Annotated in this window: 14 protein-coding genes and 1 tRNA gene; 4 read left to right on the plus strand and 11 right to left on the minus strand. The window is 70.5% G+C overall.

Going from position 1 to position 16,270, the window contains the following annotated elements; translation table 11 throughout:
• The 4 genes from VJR25_RS05595 to VJR25_RS05610 all read right to left on the minus strand — a co-directional run.
• On the minus strand, positions 1-1,638 hold a 1,638-nt coding region (locus VJR25_RS05595; protein WP_324113394.1), incomplete at its 3' end, for a beta-galactosidase.
• Between the two features lie 113 nt (positions 1,639-1,751).
• Positions 1,752-2,846, minus strand: coding sequence for a LacI family DNA-binding transcriptional regulator (locus VJR25_RS05600; RefSeq protein ID WP_324113398.1), 1,095 nt, complete (start codon positions 2,844-2,846; stop codon positions 1,752-1,754).
• A 119-nt stretch (positions 2,847-2,965) separates the two neighbouring features.
• Positions 2,966-4,273 (minus strand): alpha/beta hydrolase-fold protein, encoded by a 1,308-nt coding sequence (locus VJR25_RS05605; RefSeq protein WP_324113400.1) that lies wholly within the window; start codon positions 4,271-4,273, stop codon positions 2,966-2,968.
• 24 nt (positions 4,274-4,297) lie between these two features.
• Positions 4,298-5,602 carry an alpha/beta hydrolase gene (locus VJR25_RS05610; RefSeq protein ID WP_324113402.1) on the minus strand — a complete coding sequence of 435 codons (1,305 nt, stop codon included), beginning with the start codon at positions 5,600-5,602 and terminating at the stop codon, positions 4,298-4,300.
• 141 nt (positions 5,603-5,743) lie between these two features.
• Between VJR25_RS05610 and VJR25_RS05615 the strand changes: the two genes are divergently transcribed.
• Positions 5,744-5,825, plus strand: a tRNA-Leu gene (locus VJR25_RS05615).
• 47 nt (positions 5,826-5,872) lie between these two features.
• On the plus strand, positions 5,873-6,586 hold the full coding sequence (locus VJR25_RS05620) for a DedA family protein (protein WP_324113404.1): 714 nt from the start codon (positions 5,873-5,875) through the stop codon (positions 6,584-6,586).
• Here VJR25_RS05620 and VJR25_RS05625 read toward each other — a convergent pair.
• Positions 6,574-7,401: a Ku protein gene (locus VJR25_RS05625; protein WP_324113407.1), complete on the minus strand. Its 828-nt coding sequence runs from the start codon at positions 7,399-7,401 to the stop codon at positions 6,574-6,576. The two genes, VJR25_RS05620 and VJR25_RS05625, sit on opposite strands and share 13 nt — an antisense overlap.
• 59 nt (positions 7,402-7,460) lie before the next feature.
• Between VJR25_RS05625 and VJR25_RS05630 the strand changes: the two genes are divergently transcribed.
• Positions 7,461-9,896, plus strand: coding sequence for an ATP-dependent DNA ligase (locus tag VJR25_RS05630; RefSeq protein ID WP_324113409.1), 2,436 nt, complete (start codon positions 7,461-7,463; stop codon positions 9,894-9,896).
• A gap of 4 nt (positions 9,897-9,900) precedes the next feature.
• Here VJR25_RS05630 and VJR25_RS05635 read toward each other — a convergent pair whose 3' ends face one another.
• The 4 genes from VJR25_RS05635 to murI all read right to left on the minus strand — a co-directional run bounded on the left by VJR25_RS05635 (position 9,901) and on the right by murI (position 13,084).
• On the minus strand, positions 9,901-10,809 hold the full coding sequence (locus VJR25_RS05635) for a cation diffusion facilitator family transporter (protein WP_324113411.1): 909 nt from the start codon (positions 10,807-10,809) through the stop codon (positions 9,901-9,903).
• A 78-nt stretch (positions 10,810-10,887) separates the two neighbouring features.
• Positions 10,888-11,514: an RdgB/HAM1 family non-canonical purine NTP pyrophosphatase gene (gene rdgB, locus VJR25_RS05640; protein WP_324113413.1), complete on the minus strand. Its 627-nt coding sequence runs from the start codon at positions 11,512-11,514 to the stop codon at positions 10,888-10,890.
• Positions 11,511-12,242, minus strand: a complete 732-nt coding sequence (gene rph, locus VJR25_RS05645) for a ribonuclease PH (protein ID WP_324113415.1) — start codon at positions 12,240-12,242, stop codon at positions 11,511-11,513. Before rph ends, rdgB begins: the two co-directional genes overlap by 4 nt.
• Positions 12,239-13,084 carry a glutamate racemase gene (murI, locus tag VJR25_RS05650; RefSeq protein ID WP_324113417.1) on the minus strand — a complete coding sequence of 282 codons (846 nt, stop codon included), beginning with the start codon at positions 13,082-13,084 and terminating at the stop codon, positions 12,239-12,241. Before murI ends, rph begins: the two co-directional genes overlap by 4 nt.
• Before the next feature lie 63 nt (positions 13,085-13,147).
• Between murI and VJR25_RS05655 the strand changes: the two genes are divergently transcribed.
• The gene (locus tag VJR25_RS05655; protein ID WP_324113419.1) at positions 13,148-14,506 is read left to right on the plus strand and encodes a nicotinate phosphoribosyltransferase; all 1,359 of its coding nucleotides are present in this window, start codon (positions 13,148-13,150) and stop codon (positions 14,504-14,506) included.
• 12 nt (positions 14,507-14,518) lie between these two features.
• Here VJR25_RS05655 and VJR25_RS05660 read toward each other — a convergent pair whose 3' ends face one another.
• Together VJR25_RS05660 and VJR25_RS05665 are read right to left on the minus strand one after the other, a co-directional pair.
• Complete coding sequence (locus VJR25_RS05660; RefSeq protein WP_324113422.1) at positions 14,519-14,785, minus strand: DUF3039 domain-containing protein; 267 nt, start codon at positions 14,783-14,785, stop codon at positions 14,519-14,521.
• A gap of 40 nt (positions 14,786-14,825) precedes the next feature.
• A partial coding sequence (locus VJR25_RS05665) for a hypothetical protein (RefSeq protein WP_324113424.1) occupies positions 14,826-16,270 on the minus strand: 1,445 nt, incomplete at its 5' end.

Raw genomic sequence — 16,270 nt, forward strand, 5'->3', positions numbered from 1 at the left:
CATCGGGTGAGCTCCCTCGAGGCGCACGTACTCGCTCCATTGCGTGCCGGTGAGCGGCCCCCAGCGGTCGCTGCTGACCGCGATGCTGCGGTGTTCGGGAAGAGGTGCGAAGTCGTCGAGGGAGAGGCCGAGTGCCGGACGGAGCGGGCCGAAGTAGCCGCCGAGGCGGGCCTGGTCGTTCTCGTCGACGTGACCGGAGAACCACGTGACGATGAGCGTGCCGCCACTCTGCGCATAGTCGGCGAGATGCTGCCCGTCTTCGTCGGTGTAGGGGTACAGGTGCGGCGCGATCACGAGGTCGTATCCGTCGAGGGCGCCGCCGGGGTGCACGAAATCGACGTGGACGTTCCCTTCGTACAGGGGCCGGTACCACTCGAGGAGGTTGCGGTGGAGGTCCAGCTGGATCTGGTGGGCTTCGCCTTCCGCGGCCCACCAGCTGTTCCAGTCGAGGACGATCGCGACCCGACTGTCGACGCCGGAGGATGCGACGGCGCTGAGCCGGGCGAGGTCCGATCCGAGGCGGACGACGTTGCGCCAGGTTCGGGTGTCTGTTCCTGAGTGGGGCAGCATGCCCGAGTGGAACTTCTCGGCGCCGCCGCGTGACTGGCGCCATTGGAAGAACGCGATCCCGTCGGCTCCCCGGGCGACGGCCTGCATGGACAGGCTGTGCATCATCCCACCGGGCTTGGTGCCGGCCACGGACCGCCAATTGACGTAACCCGTCGCCTGTTCCATGAGCAGCCAGGGGCGGCCCCCGCCGAGCGAGCGCATGAGGTCGCGGGTCATGGCGGCGCTCACGGCGACGTCGGGCGAGAGCGGGTCGGGGTAGGAATCGTCGGAGACGACATCCAGTTCTTGGGCCCACTTCCAGTAGTCGAGCGGTTTGAACATGCCGATGAAGTTCGTCGTGATCGGGATGTCTGCGCTGTGCGCGCGCACGGCAGCCTTCTCGAGGCGGAAGCACTCGAGGAGCTCATCCGAACTGAATCGGCGGAAGTCCAGCATCTGCGTCGGGTTGACGTAGGTCGGCGTTGTGCGAGGAGCACCGACCTGGTCGAAACAGGTGTAGTGCTGACCCCAGAACGCGGTCGTCCAGGCCTCGTTGAGGGCGTCGATCGTGCCGTACTTGCGTTCCAGCCACGATCGGAACGCCGACTCTGACACCGCGCAGTAACACGCGTTGACGTGGCATCCGTACTCGTTCCCGATGTGCCAGAGCGCCAGTGCCGGGTGGCCCGCGTACCGGGCTGCCATCGCATCGGCGAGCCGCCGGGCGTACCTGCGGAACACCGGCGAGCTCGGGCACCAGTGCTGACGGGAACCCGGGTGGAGCGCACGGCCATCGCGGTCGACCGGCAGGATTTCGGGGTGAGCCGACGTGAGCCATGGCGGAGGCGTCGCCGTCGCTGTGGCGAGGTCGACCGCGATGCCGTTCTCGTGCAGCAGATCGAGTACGCGATCGAGCCACCCGAAATCGAAGAAGCCGTCTGCGGGCTCGAGCAGCGCCCAGGAGAAGACACCGACGGTGACGAAGTTGACGCCGGCTTCCCGCATGAGGCGGACGTCTTCGGCCCACATCTCCTCGGGCCACTGCTCCGGGTTGTAGTCGCCCCCGTAGTAGAGCTGTTCGTGCATCATCCCTGCCGGAAACCTCGTCGTCTCGTTCGTGACCGATCACTAGTTGACCGGTCACTAAATGTACGGTGAGGGCCCCCACCGATGCAAAACGTGCGCGTGCCGCCCCGAAGCGGCTACGTGGTGGGGGCCGGCTCGGCCGTCGAGCGACGCACGACGAGATGTGCGCTGCCGGGGGGCGTCGGATCGACGACCGCCGCGTCGTCGCCTGTGAGGGAGAGGAGATTCTCGACCGCCCGCCGCCCGATCTCCACGAGATCGATGTGCACGGTCGTCAGCGGCGGGATCGAGAACGCGCTCTCGGGGATGTCATCGAAACCGACGACGCTCATGTCTGCCGGGACTCGCAGTCCGCGATCATGGAGCGCCGACAACAGACCGAACGCGACCTGATCGTTGGCGGCGACGACCGCGGTCGGTCGTTCGCCGTCCAGCAGCTGATCGGCGATTCGGTGCCCGGATGCCGCGGACCAATCGGCGGCCTCGATCACGTCCATCGGAGCGAGGCCGTGTCGCTCCATCGCGATTCCGTACGCACGCCTCCGGTGCCTCGCCGACATCCAGCCCGAAGGTCCCGCGACATGCGCGATGCGCACGTGGCCGAGACCGGCGAGATGCTCGACGATCAGGTTGATCCCCACAGTGTTCAGGGACGTTTCGTCGCCGAGCTGTTCGGGCTCGCTCTCGAAGAACACCGGAACCCGGAAGTCGGCGGACTCGATCGCCGACCTGCTGACATCGGTGGGAGCGAAAGCGATGACGCCGGCGAGATCGGATTGGTTGATGAGGTCCACAGCCGCGGCGAGTTCGGTGGTGCTGCCGGAACCGATGCTGACGATGTCCAGGAGGTAGCCGGCCTCTCGCGCGGCCGACGTCGCGCCATCGATGAACTGAGAAGGACCGGTCTCGCGAAGATTGTAGACGAGCGCGCCGAGGCGCTTGGGTCGACGAGTCGCCAAAGAGCGCGCGGCGGCGTTGGGGCGGTAGTCGAGCTCGGCGAGCGCCGCCTCGACCCGTTCACGGTTCCCCTTCTTGACCGAAGGATTGCCGCGAAGGACGCGGGCGACCGTCTCATGCGACACCTGAGCACGGCGGGCAACGTCATAGATCGTCGCCGGGCGTGCGGCGGGTTCCTTCAACGTGTCCGCCCGCCTCACATCATCGACGTTCTGCATCGGCCGGTCCGACGCCGCGGCACGATTGCCGGTCACAGGAAGCTGCTTCTCGTGACGGCCTCAAGCTGTCACGAGGCGCCGTTCCGGCTGCCACGCGCCGCTGCGAGCTTACCAATCCGCGAACACGGGCATCTCGCCACCGCACGGCCGGCGCGTCAGAGCCCGGGGGCCAGCCCCAGCCGCGGATAGAGCAGCGCGAACCCGGCGGCGAGTCCGTCGACGTAGTTCGCTCCCACGTGCGTCACGCCCGGCACCACCGTGAGCCGGACGAACATCCCCGCGTGCTGGGCATCGCGGGCGAGGGCGCGGCTCTGCGGGCCGTACACGGTGTCGAGCGCGCCCGTCGTGACGATGGCGTACAGACCCCGGTAGAAGTGCCGGTGCAAGTGCGCATTCTCACGCATGATCGTCGCCGGTTTCGCCGCCTGCCACGCCGCCCGGCTGCCGTGGAACACGTTCCTGATCATGTCGGGTGCGTAGTGCGTGCCGAGGTACAGCTCGGGCGACTCCGCGAACACGGTGCGGAAGACCTTGGGGTACTGGGCTGCGATCTTCAGCGCGCACGTCGCACCGTTCGAGTACCCCGCGATCGTCCAGTACCGCGGGTTCTGGATGATGTTGAGGTGGGTGCGCGCCCAGTCGAAGACATCCGTGGCGATGTACGTCTCGGCGTTGCCCCGGCCGCCGTCGACGCAGCCCGGGTCCATGCCGGACGGACCGACCTGGTCGGCGACGAGGATGATCGGCGCGAGGCCGTGGTGGCGCGCGGCGATGCCGTCGATCACGCCGGCCAGCAGCTGGATGTTGGTCGTCCCCGGGAAGCCCTTCATGAACACGACGAGCGGCAGGGCCGGCGCGTGCGCGACGAGCGCAGCCGGCGGCAGGTAGATGCTCGCCGGTCGCGCAGGGAAGTGCGACGCGGTGGCGGGGATGTCGATCGTCCCGGTCTGGCCCTGGGCCGGCATGCCGGCCGGCGCGCGCCAGGTGAGGTACAGCGGGCCGCTCGCGTGCTCGGGTCTCACCGTGTGGCCGCTCGGCAACGAGATCGGCTGGGTCACCGTCACCCCGAGGAGATCTGCGACGGTGGGATTGAGCCCGAAGGCGGCGTTGACCTGGACGGTTCCCGTCAGCGCGAAAGCCACGATCGCCCCGGCGGCGATCGTCCGCTGCCACCAGCGTCCGCGCCACAGGCAGACGACCGCGAGACCGATGCCGGCGAAGGTCGCCGCCGTCCATCCGAGCACCGCATTCGGCAGCTGGATCTCGAAGTAGCCGGTCACATTCGCCCAGACGAAGACGGCGGTGGCCGCTGCGACGCCGGCCGCGACCGCGATCAGCGACCCGATCACCCAGCCCCTCGTCGGCCTGCGGATCAACAGCGCGATCAACAGCGCCAGCGACGCGAGCGTCAGGATCCACGGCAGCGCGCCGCCGATGATCTGGATGTCCAGCAATTCGCGCATCATGCTCCCCTCAGCCCCATCCGCTCACAGTGCCGGGGCCAGGCCGAGGCGCGGATACAGCACCGCGATCCCGGCAGTCAGTCCGGCCACGACGTTCGCACCGACATGACCGACACCGGGAAGGACCTTCAGCGTGACGAACATGCCTGCCCGCTTCGCGTCGCGGGCGAGGGCCCGACTCTGCGCGCCGAACTCGTCGTCGAGTGCACCGGTCGTGATCACCGTGAACACACCGCGGTAGATGTGCCGGTGCAGCCGCGCCTCCCGGTGCAGGATGCCGGCGGGCTTGGCCGCCTGCCAGGCGGCAACGCGCCCGTGGAAGACGTCACGGATCATCTCGCCTCTGTAGTCGGTGCCGAGGTACAGCTCCGGCGACACGGACATGACGTTGCGGAAGACGTTCGGATACTGTGCCGCGATCTTCACGGCACACGTCGCCCCGTTCGAATACCCCGCGATCGTCCAGTACCGGGGGTTCTGGATGATGTCGAGGTGGGTGCGCGCCCAGCTCAGCACATCCGTGGTGATGTACCGCTCGGCATTCCCGCGCGCCCCGTCGACACAGCCGGGGTCGGCGTTCGGTCCGATCTGATCCGCGACGACGACGATCGGCGCGAGACCGTGGTGCGATGCGGCGAAGCCGTCGACGACCCCCGCGGTCGGCTGGATGCTCGGAACGCCCGGATAGCCCATCATCATGATGATCAGCGGCAGGGCCGGTGCATGGGCGACGAGGGCCGCCGGCGGCAGGTAGATGCTCGCCGTGCGCGCCGGGAAGTGCGACGCGGTGGCAGGGATGGTGACCGTTCCGGTGGTTCCCTGTGCCGGCATGTCGGCCGGCGCGTGCCACCGCAGGTAGAGCGCCGCCCCGGGCTGGTGCGGCCTGACGGTGTGGCCGCCGGGAAGCGCGATCGGGTCGTTCACGGTCACACCGAGCACGTCGGCGACGGTCGGGTCGATCCCGAACGCGGCGTTCACCTGCACCGCCCCGGTCAGCACGAACGCCGCAGCCGCGACGGCTGCGATCGTGCGCTGCCACCAGCGCCCGCGCCAGAGGCACACGAGGGCGAGGCCCACTCCGGCGAAGGTCGCGGCCGTCCAGGCCAGCACCGAGCCCGGCAGCTGGATCTCGAACGCGCCCGTCGCGTTCGCCCAGACGAAGACGCCCGCACCGGCGGCGAGGCCGGCCGCGATCGCCGCGGCGGATGCAATCAGCCAGCCCCTCGTGGGCGTGCGGATCAACAGGGCGACCAGCAGTCCGAGTGAGGCTGCGGTGAGCCCCCAGGGCACCATTCCACCGATGATCTGCAGGTCGAGCAGTTCGCGCATTCCACGTCCCCATCTGAAGAGCCGGTTCACTGTAGCCCGGCGGCATCCGGCGAAGATCAGGAACATGCCGGAGGAATGCAGGGAAGATGCCGCGGTCTCGCCGAGCATCCACAGGGAGCTCCTGACTAGACTGAAGTTCCCGCGGGAGTGGTGAAATCGGCAGACACGCAGGATTTAGGTTCCTGTGCCTACGGGCGTGTGGGTTCAAGTCCCACCTTCCGCACGACACCGGTCAACCTCCTCCGCTCCGACCGACACGACGGAACGCCTGTGCATGCAGCTTCACTGATCCCCTGGCTCAGTCCCGAGAACATCATCTCCGGCGCCGGCCCCTGGGCTCTGCTCGTCGTGCTCGGCATCGTCTTCGCCGAGACCGGTCTGCTGGTGGGCTTTATCCTGCCGGGCGACACCCTGCTCGTGATCGCCGGGCTGCTCACCAACACCGAGAACATCTTCGGCTGGAACGTGTGGGTCATCGCCCTGCTGATCTCCGTCGCGGCGTTCCTCGGCGGCGAGGTCGGCTACCTCATCGGCGACAAGGCCGGGCCCGCGGTCTTCGAGAAGCGCGAGTCGGGGCTGTTCAGCCGCAAGAACGTCGAGCGCACCAAGGCGTTCTTCGACCGCTACGGCGGGATGACGGTCATCCTCGCCCGGTTCGTCCCGGTGGTGCGCACGTTCACGCCGGTGGTCGCCGGCGTCGGCCACATGCCGCGCCGCCGGTACACGCTCTACAACGCGATCGGCGCGGTGACGTGGTGCTTCGGCGTCACGCTGCTCGGCTACGTCATCGGCTACATCCCGTGGGTGGCGGCCTTCGTCACCAACTACATCGACGTGATCCTCATCGGCGTCGTGGTGCTGAGCGCCGCCATCACGCTGGTGCACTACCTGCGCGAGCGCGCGAAGGCCCGCAAGCACGCCGCGGCGGCCGACGCCGCCCAGAAGCGCGCCGGATTCGACGCGCCGGGCGATCAGCCCGCCTGAGCGGCTTCGTCCCCGCCCTTCTTCTTCGCCGCCCGGGAGCGCTCCACGCTCTCCCGCAGCGCCGCCATGAGGTCGATCACCTCGCCGCCCTTGTCCTGCTCGGCCGATGCCGCGAAGGTGACCGACGGATCCAGGGTGTCCCCCTCGGCGATCTTCGCGTCGATGAGGATGCGCAACTCCTTCTGGTAGTCGTCGGTGAACTCCGCGGGGTCGAAGTCGGCCGCATAGCTGTCCACGAGGGATGCCGACAGCTTCAGTTCCTGCGACGAGATCTTGACCGGACCGTCGAGGGCGGGGAAGGAGACCTCGCGCACCTCATCAGCCCAGAGCAGGGTCTGCAGCACGAGGACGTCGCCACGCGTGCGCAGCGCGGCCAGGCGCGTCTTCTGCCGCAGCGAGAACCGGACGATGGCCGTGCGGTCCGTCTGCTCCAAGGTCTGCCGCAGCAGCACATACGCCTTCGGCGACGCGGAGTCCGGTTCGAGGTAGTACGCGCTGTCGAACAGCAGCGGGTCGAGTTGCTCGGTCGGCACGAACTCGACGACCTCGATCTCGCGGCTGCGCTCGGCCGGCAGGGCCGCGAAGTCCCCCTTGGTGAGCACCACGGTCTGCTCGCCGTCCGTGTAGGCGCGATCGATGTCCGCGTAGGGCACCACCTCGCCGTCCAGCTCGCAGATCCGCTGGTAGCGGATGCGGCCGCCGTCGGCTGCGTGCACCTGGTGCAGGGAGACGTCGTGGTCCTCCGTCGCCGAGTACACCTTCACCGGCACGTTGACCAGTCCGAAGGTCAGTGCGCCTTTCCAGATGGCTCTCATTCCCCCAGTACACACCGGTTCCCGCCGGAATGGGGCGGCTTGGCGGCAGGATGGGGCACATGGCCGACGACGAGCTGCAGGTCCGCATCGCGGGTCGGCGACTTCGCCTGTCCAATCTCGACAAGGTGCTCTACCCGGCCACCGGCACCACGAAGGCCGAGGTCATCGACTACTTCTCGCGCATCGCACCCCTGATGATCCCCCATCTGACCGGTCGCCCGGTCACCCGCAAACGCTGGCCGGAGGGGGTGGAGAACACGCCGTTCTTCGCCAAGGATCTGGAGGCCGGGGCGCCGGCCTGGCTGCACCGGATGCCCATCCAGCACTCCGGCGGGGCGAAGGAGTATCCCCTCGTCGACGACGTGGCCGCACTCGTCTACCTCGCGCAGAGCGCCGCCCTGGAACTGCACGTGCCGCAGTGGCGGTTCGATCCGGACGGCATGCCCGGTCCGCCCGACCGGCTGGTGCTCGATCTGGACCCGGGGCCGGGCGTCGGCCTCGTCGAGTGCGCCGCCGTCGCGCGATGGGCGCGCGGCATCCTGACCGGCATGGGGCTGGAGCCGTATCCGGTCACGAGCGGCAGCAAGGGGCTGCACCTCTACGCGGCGCTCGACGGCGCGTGGACCAGCGACCAGGTCTCACAGGTCGCGCGTGAACTCGCGCGGGCGCTGGAGTCGGACCACCCGGACCTCGTCGTCAGCAGCATGTCGAAGGCGGTGCGCGACGGCCGGGTGCTCGTCGACTGGAGTCAGAACAACGGCAAGAAGACGACGATCGCGCCGTACTCGCTGCGCGGGCGGGAGCAGCCGTTCGTCGCCGCGCCCCGGCGGTGGGAGGAGCTCGACGATCCGGAGCTGCGCCACCTGACCTTCACGGAGGTGCTCGACCGCGCCGACGAGATCGGCGACCCGATGGCATCCCTCGGCTTCCGCGCCGGTGCGCGCGGCGGTGCGACCGGGCCGCTGTCGGCGTACATCGCCAAGCGCGACGGACGGAAGACCCCCGAACCCATGCCGGACAACCCGCTCGCCCATGCGACGCCCGCCGGCGAGCGACCGCGGTTCGTGATCCAGGAGCACCACGCGTCTCGGCTGCACTGGGACTTCCGGCTCGAGCACGACGGCGTGTACGCCAGCTGGGCGGTGCCGCGCGGGGTGCCCCCGACGCCGGGACGCAACAACCTCGCCGTGCAGACCGAGGACCACCCCCTCGAATACGGCTCGTTCGAGGGCACGATCCCGCGCGGCGAGTACGGCGCCGGAACGGTGACGATCTGGGACGACGGGCGGTACGACCTGGAGAAGTGGCGGGACGACGAGATCATCCTCACCGCCGAAGGCAGGCCGGGCGGTCCGCTGGGGCGCGCCCGCCTCGCCCTCATCCGCACCGACGGCAGCGGCGAGAAGTCGACCTGGCTGCTGCACCGCATGAAGACGGATGCCGCCGGCCTCCCGCAGCCCGACGGGACCGCGCCGGTGCCGACCGAGCAGGCCGATCCGCGCCCGCCGCGCACGCCCGACGCGCTGCCGGCCGGGGCGCCCGCGGCGATGCTCTCGATCTCCGCGACCCCCGGCATCGCCCGGGCGGCCGCCGAGCGCTGGGGGGCGTGGGCCGAGATCAAGTGGGACGGCATGCGCGCCCTCGGCGTGTGGGACGGCTCCCGCCTGCGGCTGTACGCCCGAAGCGGTGCGGATGCCACGCCCCGGTACCCGGACATCGTCGCGGGACTGGACCTCGGACCCGAGCCCCTGATCCTCGACGGCGAGGTCGTCGCGATGGATGCCTCCGGCCGCCCGAGCTTCACCCGCCTGCAGCAGCGGATGAATCTGCGGTCGGCCGAGGAGATCGCCCGCGAGGTGCCGCGGACCCCCGTGCAGTACGTGCTCTTCGACCTGCTCTCGGTGCGGGACGTGCACGGCGCACCGGAACCGCTGCGCGCCCGCCGCGCGGCGCTGGAATCGCTCGCCGCGCACCTGCCCGCGCACATCCTCGTGCCGCCCGTGTTCGAGGATGTGGACGCGGCGCTCGAGACGAGCCGCAGCCTCGGCCTCGAGGGCGTCGTCGTGAAGGACCCGGCCTCGACGTACCAGCCCGGAGTGCGCAGCCCGTCGTGGCTGAAGGTCAAGCACGTCCGCACGCAGGAGGTGGTGATCGGCGGCATGCGCCCCGGCCGCGGCGGCCGGGCGGGCATGATCGGCTCCCTGCTGGTCGGCGTGCCCACGGCGGAGGGGCTGCACTACTGCGGGCGGGTCGGCTCAGGTCTCGGCGAACGTGCGCTCGCCTCTTTGCTGGACACGCTCGCACCGCTCGTCTCTTCGGCCGACCCGTTCGCCGACACACCTCCCGAGGACGCCTCGGACGCCGTCTGGGTGCGCCCCGAGCTGGTCGCCGAGGTCGAGTTCGCGGAGTGGTCGTCGTCCGGCACGCTGCGGCAGGCGCGCTGGCGGGGACTGCGACCGGACAAGTCCCCGGAGGACGTGATCCTCGAGAGCTGACGCGCTACACGTGGGCGTCGTGGTCCGAATGGCCGGCCGGTTCCAGCTGGAAGGTCGAATGATCGACGTCGAAGTGCGCAGCCAGGCATCCCTGCAGCTGCGCCAGCACCCGGCCCGCCTGCCCGTCGGCGAGCACCTCGGCGGCGACCACGACGTGCGCGGTGAACACCGGAGCGCCGCGGGTGAGCTGCCACACGTGCACGTCGTGCACGGCCGTCACGCCGGGGGTGTTAAGGAGGTGCTCGCGGATCTCCTGCACGTGCACCCCCTGCGGCGCGGCCTCGCTCAGCACCGAGACGACCTCGCGCAGCAAGGAGATCGCGCGGGGCACGATCATCACGGCGATCGCGAGCGAGGCGAGAGCGTCGGCCGGCGCCCAGCCGGTGAGCAGGATGACGGCGGCGGCGATGATCACCAGGGCCGAGCCGATGAGGTCGCCGAGCACCTCGAGGTAGGCGCCGCGCACGTTGATGCTGTGCCGCTGCGCCGCACTGAGCAGCCACATCGACACCGCGTTCGCGAACAGTCCGACGACGGCGACGAGCAGCATCGTGCCGCCGGCCACCTGAGCCTCGGCCGGATGGAGCAGCCGCAGGATGCCTTCGACCGCCACCCAGACGGACAGCACGACGAGGATGACCGCGTTCGTCAGCGCGCCGAACACCTCGGCGCGCTGGTAGCCGAAGGTGCGGCGCTCGTTCGCCGGGCGGGATGCCACGACGCTGGCGACGAGCGCGATCACGAGCGCGGCGGCGTCGGTGAACATGTGCGCGGCGTCGGCGAGCAGAGCCAGCGACCCGGACAGGATCGAACCGACGACCTGCACGATCATGACGACGGTGGTGATGGCGAGCGACGTCGCCAGCAGGCGCCGGTTGTCGGCGCCGCGCACCCCGGGAGCGTGATCGTGCATGTCTCCAGCGTACGGGCGGCAAAACCCTGGTCGGGGCCGTTTCCGCCAGTCGGGAATGAGAGTGATTCTCAGTGCCGGCTAGAGCCTCTCGAGAAGCGGCTCGAGGGCGCGGAACGCACGGGCGCGGTGGGACGCCTCGGCCTTCTCGGCATCCGTCCACTCCCCCACGGTGCGCTCGGCCCAGGGCACCTGGCCGTCCGGCACGAAGATCGGGTCGTAGCCGAAGCCGCCGTCACCGCGTGGGGCATCCGCGATGCGCCCGTTCCAGACGCCCTCCACGGTGTGCTCCTGGCCCGGCCGACCGTCTTCGCCGGGCAGCACGAGCGCGATCACGCTCACGAACCGCGCCGTGCGGTGCGGGTCGGCGATGTCGGAGATCTGGTCCAGCAGCAGGTGCAGGTTCGCGACCGGATCCTTCTTGTGCCCCGCCCAGTACGCCGAGAAGATTCCGGGCGATCCTCCGAGCACGTCGACGCTCACGCCGGAGTCGTCGGCGAAGGCGGGGAGGCCGGTGTGCGCGCATGCGGCGCGGGCCTTGATCAGTGCGTTCTGCGTGAAGGTGACGCCGTCCTCGACGGGTTCCGGCCCGTCGTAGCCGAGCAGCTCGAAGTCGGGGCGCGTCGCCCGGATGATCTGCTCGAACTCGATGACCTTGTGCGGGTTGTGGGTCGCCAGCACCGCCTGGCGCACACCGGCACCGTTCATGCGAGGGCTGCCAGCTGCAGCTCGCGCAGACGCCCGCAGCCCGCCACGCCGAGGTCGAGCAGCGCGTCGAGCTCCCGCTTGTCGAACGGCGCCCCCTCCGCGGTGCCCTGCACCTCGACGAACAACCCGCGCCCGGTGACGACCACATTCATGTCGGTCTCCGCGCGCACGTCCTCGACGTAGGCCAGGTCGAGCATCGGCTCGCCGTCGATGATCCCCACCGAGACGGCGGCGACGGAGTCCAGCAGCACCTCCGCCTTGGCGGGGACGAGCCGCTTCTCACGGCCCCACTCGATCGCCTGCGCGAGTGCGACGTACGCGCCGGTGATGGCGGCCGTGCGCGTCCCCCCGTCGGCCTGCAGCACGTCGCAGTCGATCACGATCGTGTTCTCGCCGAGCGCCTTGGTGTCGACCACGGCGCGCAGGGCCCGGCCGATGAGCCGCGAGATCTCGTGCGTGCGCCCGCCGATCCGGCCCTTCACGGACTCGCGGTCGTTGCGGGAGTTCGTCGCGCGGGGCAGCATCGCGTACTCCGCGGTGACCCACCCCTTGCCCTTGCCGGTGAGCCAGCGCGGCACTCCCCCGGTGAACGACGCCGTGCACAGCACCTTCGTGTCGCCGAAGCTGACCAGCGCCGACCCCTCGGCCTGCTTGCTCCAGCCGCGTTCGATCGTGACCGGGCGCAGGTCGCTGACGCTGCGCCCGTCGGCGCGGACGATGTCGGTCATGGACGGTTCCCTTCGGAGAGGACGGATGCCGGCAGGTCGATCGTGCCGGTCTGCACGAGCCGGACGTCGCGAACCTCGCGGCCCATCAGCCGGTGCGCGAGCCGGAGGAAGTCGTCGGCGGACGATCCGGTGGCCTCGTAGACGTGGGAGGCAGTGGCATCCGGCCCCGCCAGCAGGTCGAGCGAGACGAGCCGCCGGAAGACGTCCTTCGCCGTCTCGGTGTCGCTCGAGACGATCGAGACGTCCGGCCCCATCACGTAGCTGATCGCACCCTCGAGGAACGGGTAGTGGGTGCAGCCGAGCACGACGGTGTCGACCTGCGCCTCGTGCAGCGGGGCGAGGTAGTCCGCCGCGGTGGCGAGCACCTCCGGACTGTCGGTGATCCCGGCCTCGACGAACTCGACGAACCGAGGACAGGCCTGGGCGAACACGGTGTGCCGCTCGTCGATGCCGAGCATGTCCTGGTACACGCCGGACCCGATCGTGCCCTGCGTCCCGATCACGCCGATCCGGCCGGAGCGCGTCATCGAGATGGCGGTGCGCACGGCGGGCCCGATCACCTCGACGACCGGCACGTCGTATCGCTCGCGGGCGTCGCGGAGCATCGCCGCGGATGCCGTGTTGCAGGCGATCACGAGCATCTTCACGCCCTGGTCGACGAGGGTGTCGAGCACCTCCAGCGAGTAGCGGCGCACATCGGCGATCGGCTTCGGACCGTACGGCGAGTGCGCGGTGTCGCCGATGTAGAGCAGCGACTCCCGGGGCAGCATCGCGGAGATCGCACGCGCCACGGTGAGTCCGCCGACGCCGGAGTCGAAGATTCCGATGGGCGCGTCGTTCACAATCGACCAGCCTACCCGGGCCTCGCACGGGTCACCGGCGGACGCGACGCTAGGCTGACGCGCATGACCGCGCCCGCCGCATCGAGCACCACGGGGACGGGCAGCACCGCGCTGCTCACCGACCGCTACGAACTCACCATGCTGGAGGGGGCGCTGCGCGACGGCACCGCTGCCCGCCGCTGCGTGTTCGAGCTGTTCGCCCGGAGGCTGGCCGGCGGCCGGCGCTTCGGCGTCGTCGCCGGCACGGGCCGCCTGCTGCAGGCGCTGCGCGCGTTCCGGTTCGGCGACGACGAGCTGCGGTATCTGCGCGACAACGGGGTCGTGGATACCGCGACCCTCGCGTTCCTCGAGGGCTATCGGTTCCGCGGCACTCTGACCGGGTACCGGGAGGGCGAACTGTACTTCCCCGGATCTCCCGTGCTGACGGTCGAGGGGACCTTCGCGGACGCCGTGGTGCTGGAGACCCTGGCCCTCAGCATCCTGAACCACGACTCGGCCGTCGCGACCGCCGCCGCCCGCATGTGCATCGCCGCGGGCGACCGCCCGCTCGCCGAGATGGGCTCGCGGCGGGCATCCGAGTTCGGCGCGGTCGCGGCGGCGCGCGCCGCGTACCTCGTCGGGTTCGGCGCGACGAGCAACCTCGAGGCGGGACGGACGTGGGGCATCCCGACGATGGGCACCGCCGCCCATGCGTGGACGCTGCTGCACGAGCGGGAGGAGGACGCCTTCCGCGCGCAGATCGACGCCCTCGGCACCGGCACGACCCTGCTCGTGGACACCTACGACATCCGGCGAGGCGTCGAAACGGCGATCCGGGTCGCAGGCACCGGCCTCGGCGGTGTGCGCATCGACTCCGGCGACCTGCCCATCGTCGCCGCGGAGGTGCGCGCGCGGCTCGATGCGCTCGGCGCCACGGGCACCCGCATCACGGTGACGAGCGACCTCGACGAGTATGCGATCGCATCCCTCGCGGCCTCCCCCGTGGACGCGTACGGCGTCGGCACGTCCGTGGTCACGGGGTCGGGCACGCCGACCGCGGGCATGGTCTACAAGCTCGTCGCCCGGCAGGATGCCGCGGGAGGATGGGTGCCGGTGGCGAAGCTGTCGCCCGACAAGGCCTCGCTCGGCGGCCGCAAGTCCGCGTTCCGCACCTTGGATGCGGGCACCGCCACCTCGGAGCTCATCGAGGTGTCGACGGGTTTCGAACCGCTGGACTCGCCCGCAGATCATCCGGACGCCCGCGCGCTGCAGGTCGCGTTCGTCGTGGACGGCGAGATCGACGCCGCATTCGAGGGGCCGGCCGGCGTGACGGCGGCACGGGCGCACCATCTGCGGGTGCGGGAGGAGCTGCCGGTTCGGGCGCTCGCGCTCAGCCGCTCCGATCCGGCGATCCCGACGGTGCATGCCGCCGCAGCGGCCTGAACCCGGGACCGGTCAGTCGCGCAGCGACTCGTAGATCTCCTTGCAGGTGGGGCAGACCGGGAACTTCTCCGGATCACGTCCCGGCGTCCATTTCTTGCCGCACAGCGCTTTGACCGGCTTGCCGGTCAGTGCGGACTCGAGGATCTTCTCCTTCTTGACGTAATGGGAGAAGCGCTCGTGATCACCCGGCTCGATGAGCTCCTCGTTGAGAAGCTGCTCCAGTTCGCGGTCGAGGGTCGCGATGCCGCCCTGGTCGGGGCTGTCAAGGGGCGTGCTCATTCCGCCGATTCTAGTCCGGCGGGCACCCGCCGGGTCCGGATCACAGCGACTCGGCGAACTCCATGAGCCTGCTGCGGCGGTGCTCGAAGATCGCGGAGCCGACCGCCACCCCGCCGATCAGCACGGCGAGCCCGACGGCCACCCCGCCCCAGAGGGCGAAGACGGCAGCATCCCCGTCGCCCTCGGCCGCCTGCCGGGCCCACGCCAGCACCGGCACCGCGCAGCACAGCGCGCCGAGGAGCACGAGCGCCGGGGACGCCACCGACGCGATGCCGCCGCGCTCGGGCTGGCGCAGCGGGCTGTCCCCCGGCAGCGTGACCGGATACGGCGCCAGCACCGACGCGATGCTCGACAGGCCGAGACCGGACAGGTACAGCGCCGCGCTCGTGCCGATCATGACCGGCAGCGTCGACCAGTCCCCGTGCAGCACCATGGCGACCGGGATCAGGATGCCGAGCACGGGCACGCCGATGAGGAGGATCGGCACGAGGCGCCCGACCCGGTCCGACAGGCCGCGCACGTCCGCGGCGAAGTGGATCCAGACAGCGGTGGCGTCGTACGCCAGATCGTTGTGCGGCATCCAGCCGAGGAACAGCGCGATGAGGGGAACCGGCAGCAGCACCGCGGTGCCGAACGGCACTCCCGCGACCATCAGCGGGAGCACGCACAGCACGGCGACGACCGGGACCACGATGAGACTCAGGAGGTAGCGGCCGTCGCGCAGCCAGTAGACGAGGCTCCGCGCCGCGACGGCGCCGCCCGGAGTGCTCGGCACGATCACGAACCAGCCCAGTTCGCCGCGGCCGGCTCGCGCCGGCCGCTCGGTGGCGGTCAGCATGCGCACCGTGATGCCGTACCAGAGCGCCGCCAGCAGCACCGGCGTGAGCACTGCGACGGCGAGACTGACCCAGCCGCCGGTCGCGTCGCCGGCGGAGAACAGCGCGGGAAGGGCCCACGCGGCGCCGAACGGGCTGTCGCCGAGCACGCGCGCCGCCGTCATGAGCGGTGCCGGCACCGTGCCGTGCCACTGCAGCGACGCGAGGAACACCCCAGTCGGCGCCACGAAGACCACGAGTGCCAGCAGCAGGATGCCGGTGAGCTCGCGCGATCGCCGCTCCCGCAGCAGCAGCGCCGCCACGCCGAAGCACACCCGGGCGAGCAGCACGCAGGTGACGATCACGAGCAGCGCGCTCAGCACCGACACCGGCCACGGCACGCCCCGGGCGATCCAGAACGCGGCCACCCCGATCGCGACGGTCGCGGCACCGAGCACAGGGACGCTGAGCGCTCCGGCCACCCCGGTCGCGGCCGCCACCTCGCGCGGCTCCAGGTCGAAGAGTGCGAACCGGCGCGGGTCGACGGGGTCGTCGGATCGCGACAGCAGCGCCGCGACCGCGAAGCCGACGAGGATCGCCGACCCGCCGATCACCGTGACGACGAGCGCGGTGGGCCCCGGGGCATCCGGCACCGCGGCGAGGCCCGCAC

It is taken from the genome of Microbacterium sp., assembly GCF_035277845.1.
Lineage (GTDB): Bacteria > Actinomycetota > Actinomycetes > Actinomycetales > Microbacteriaceae > Microbacterium.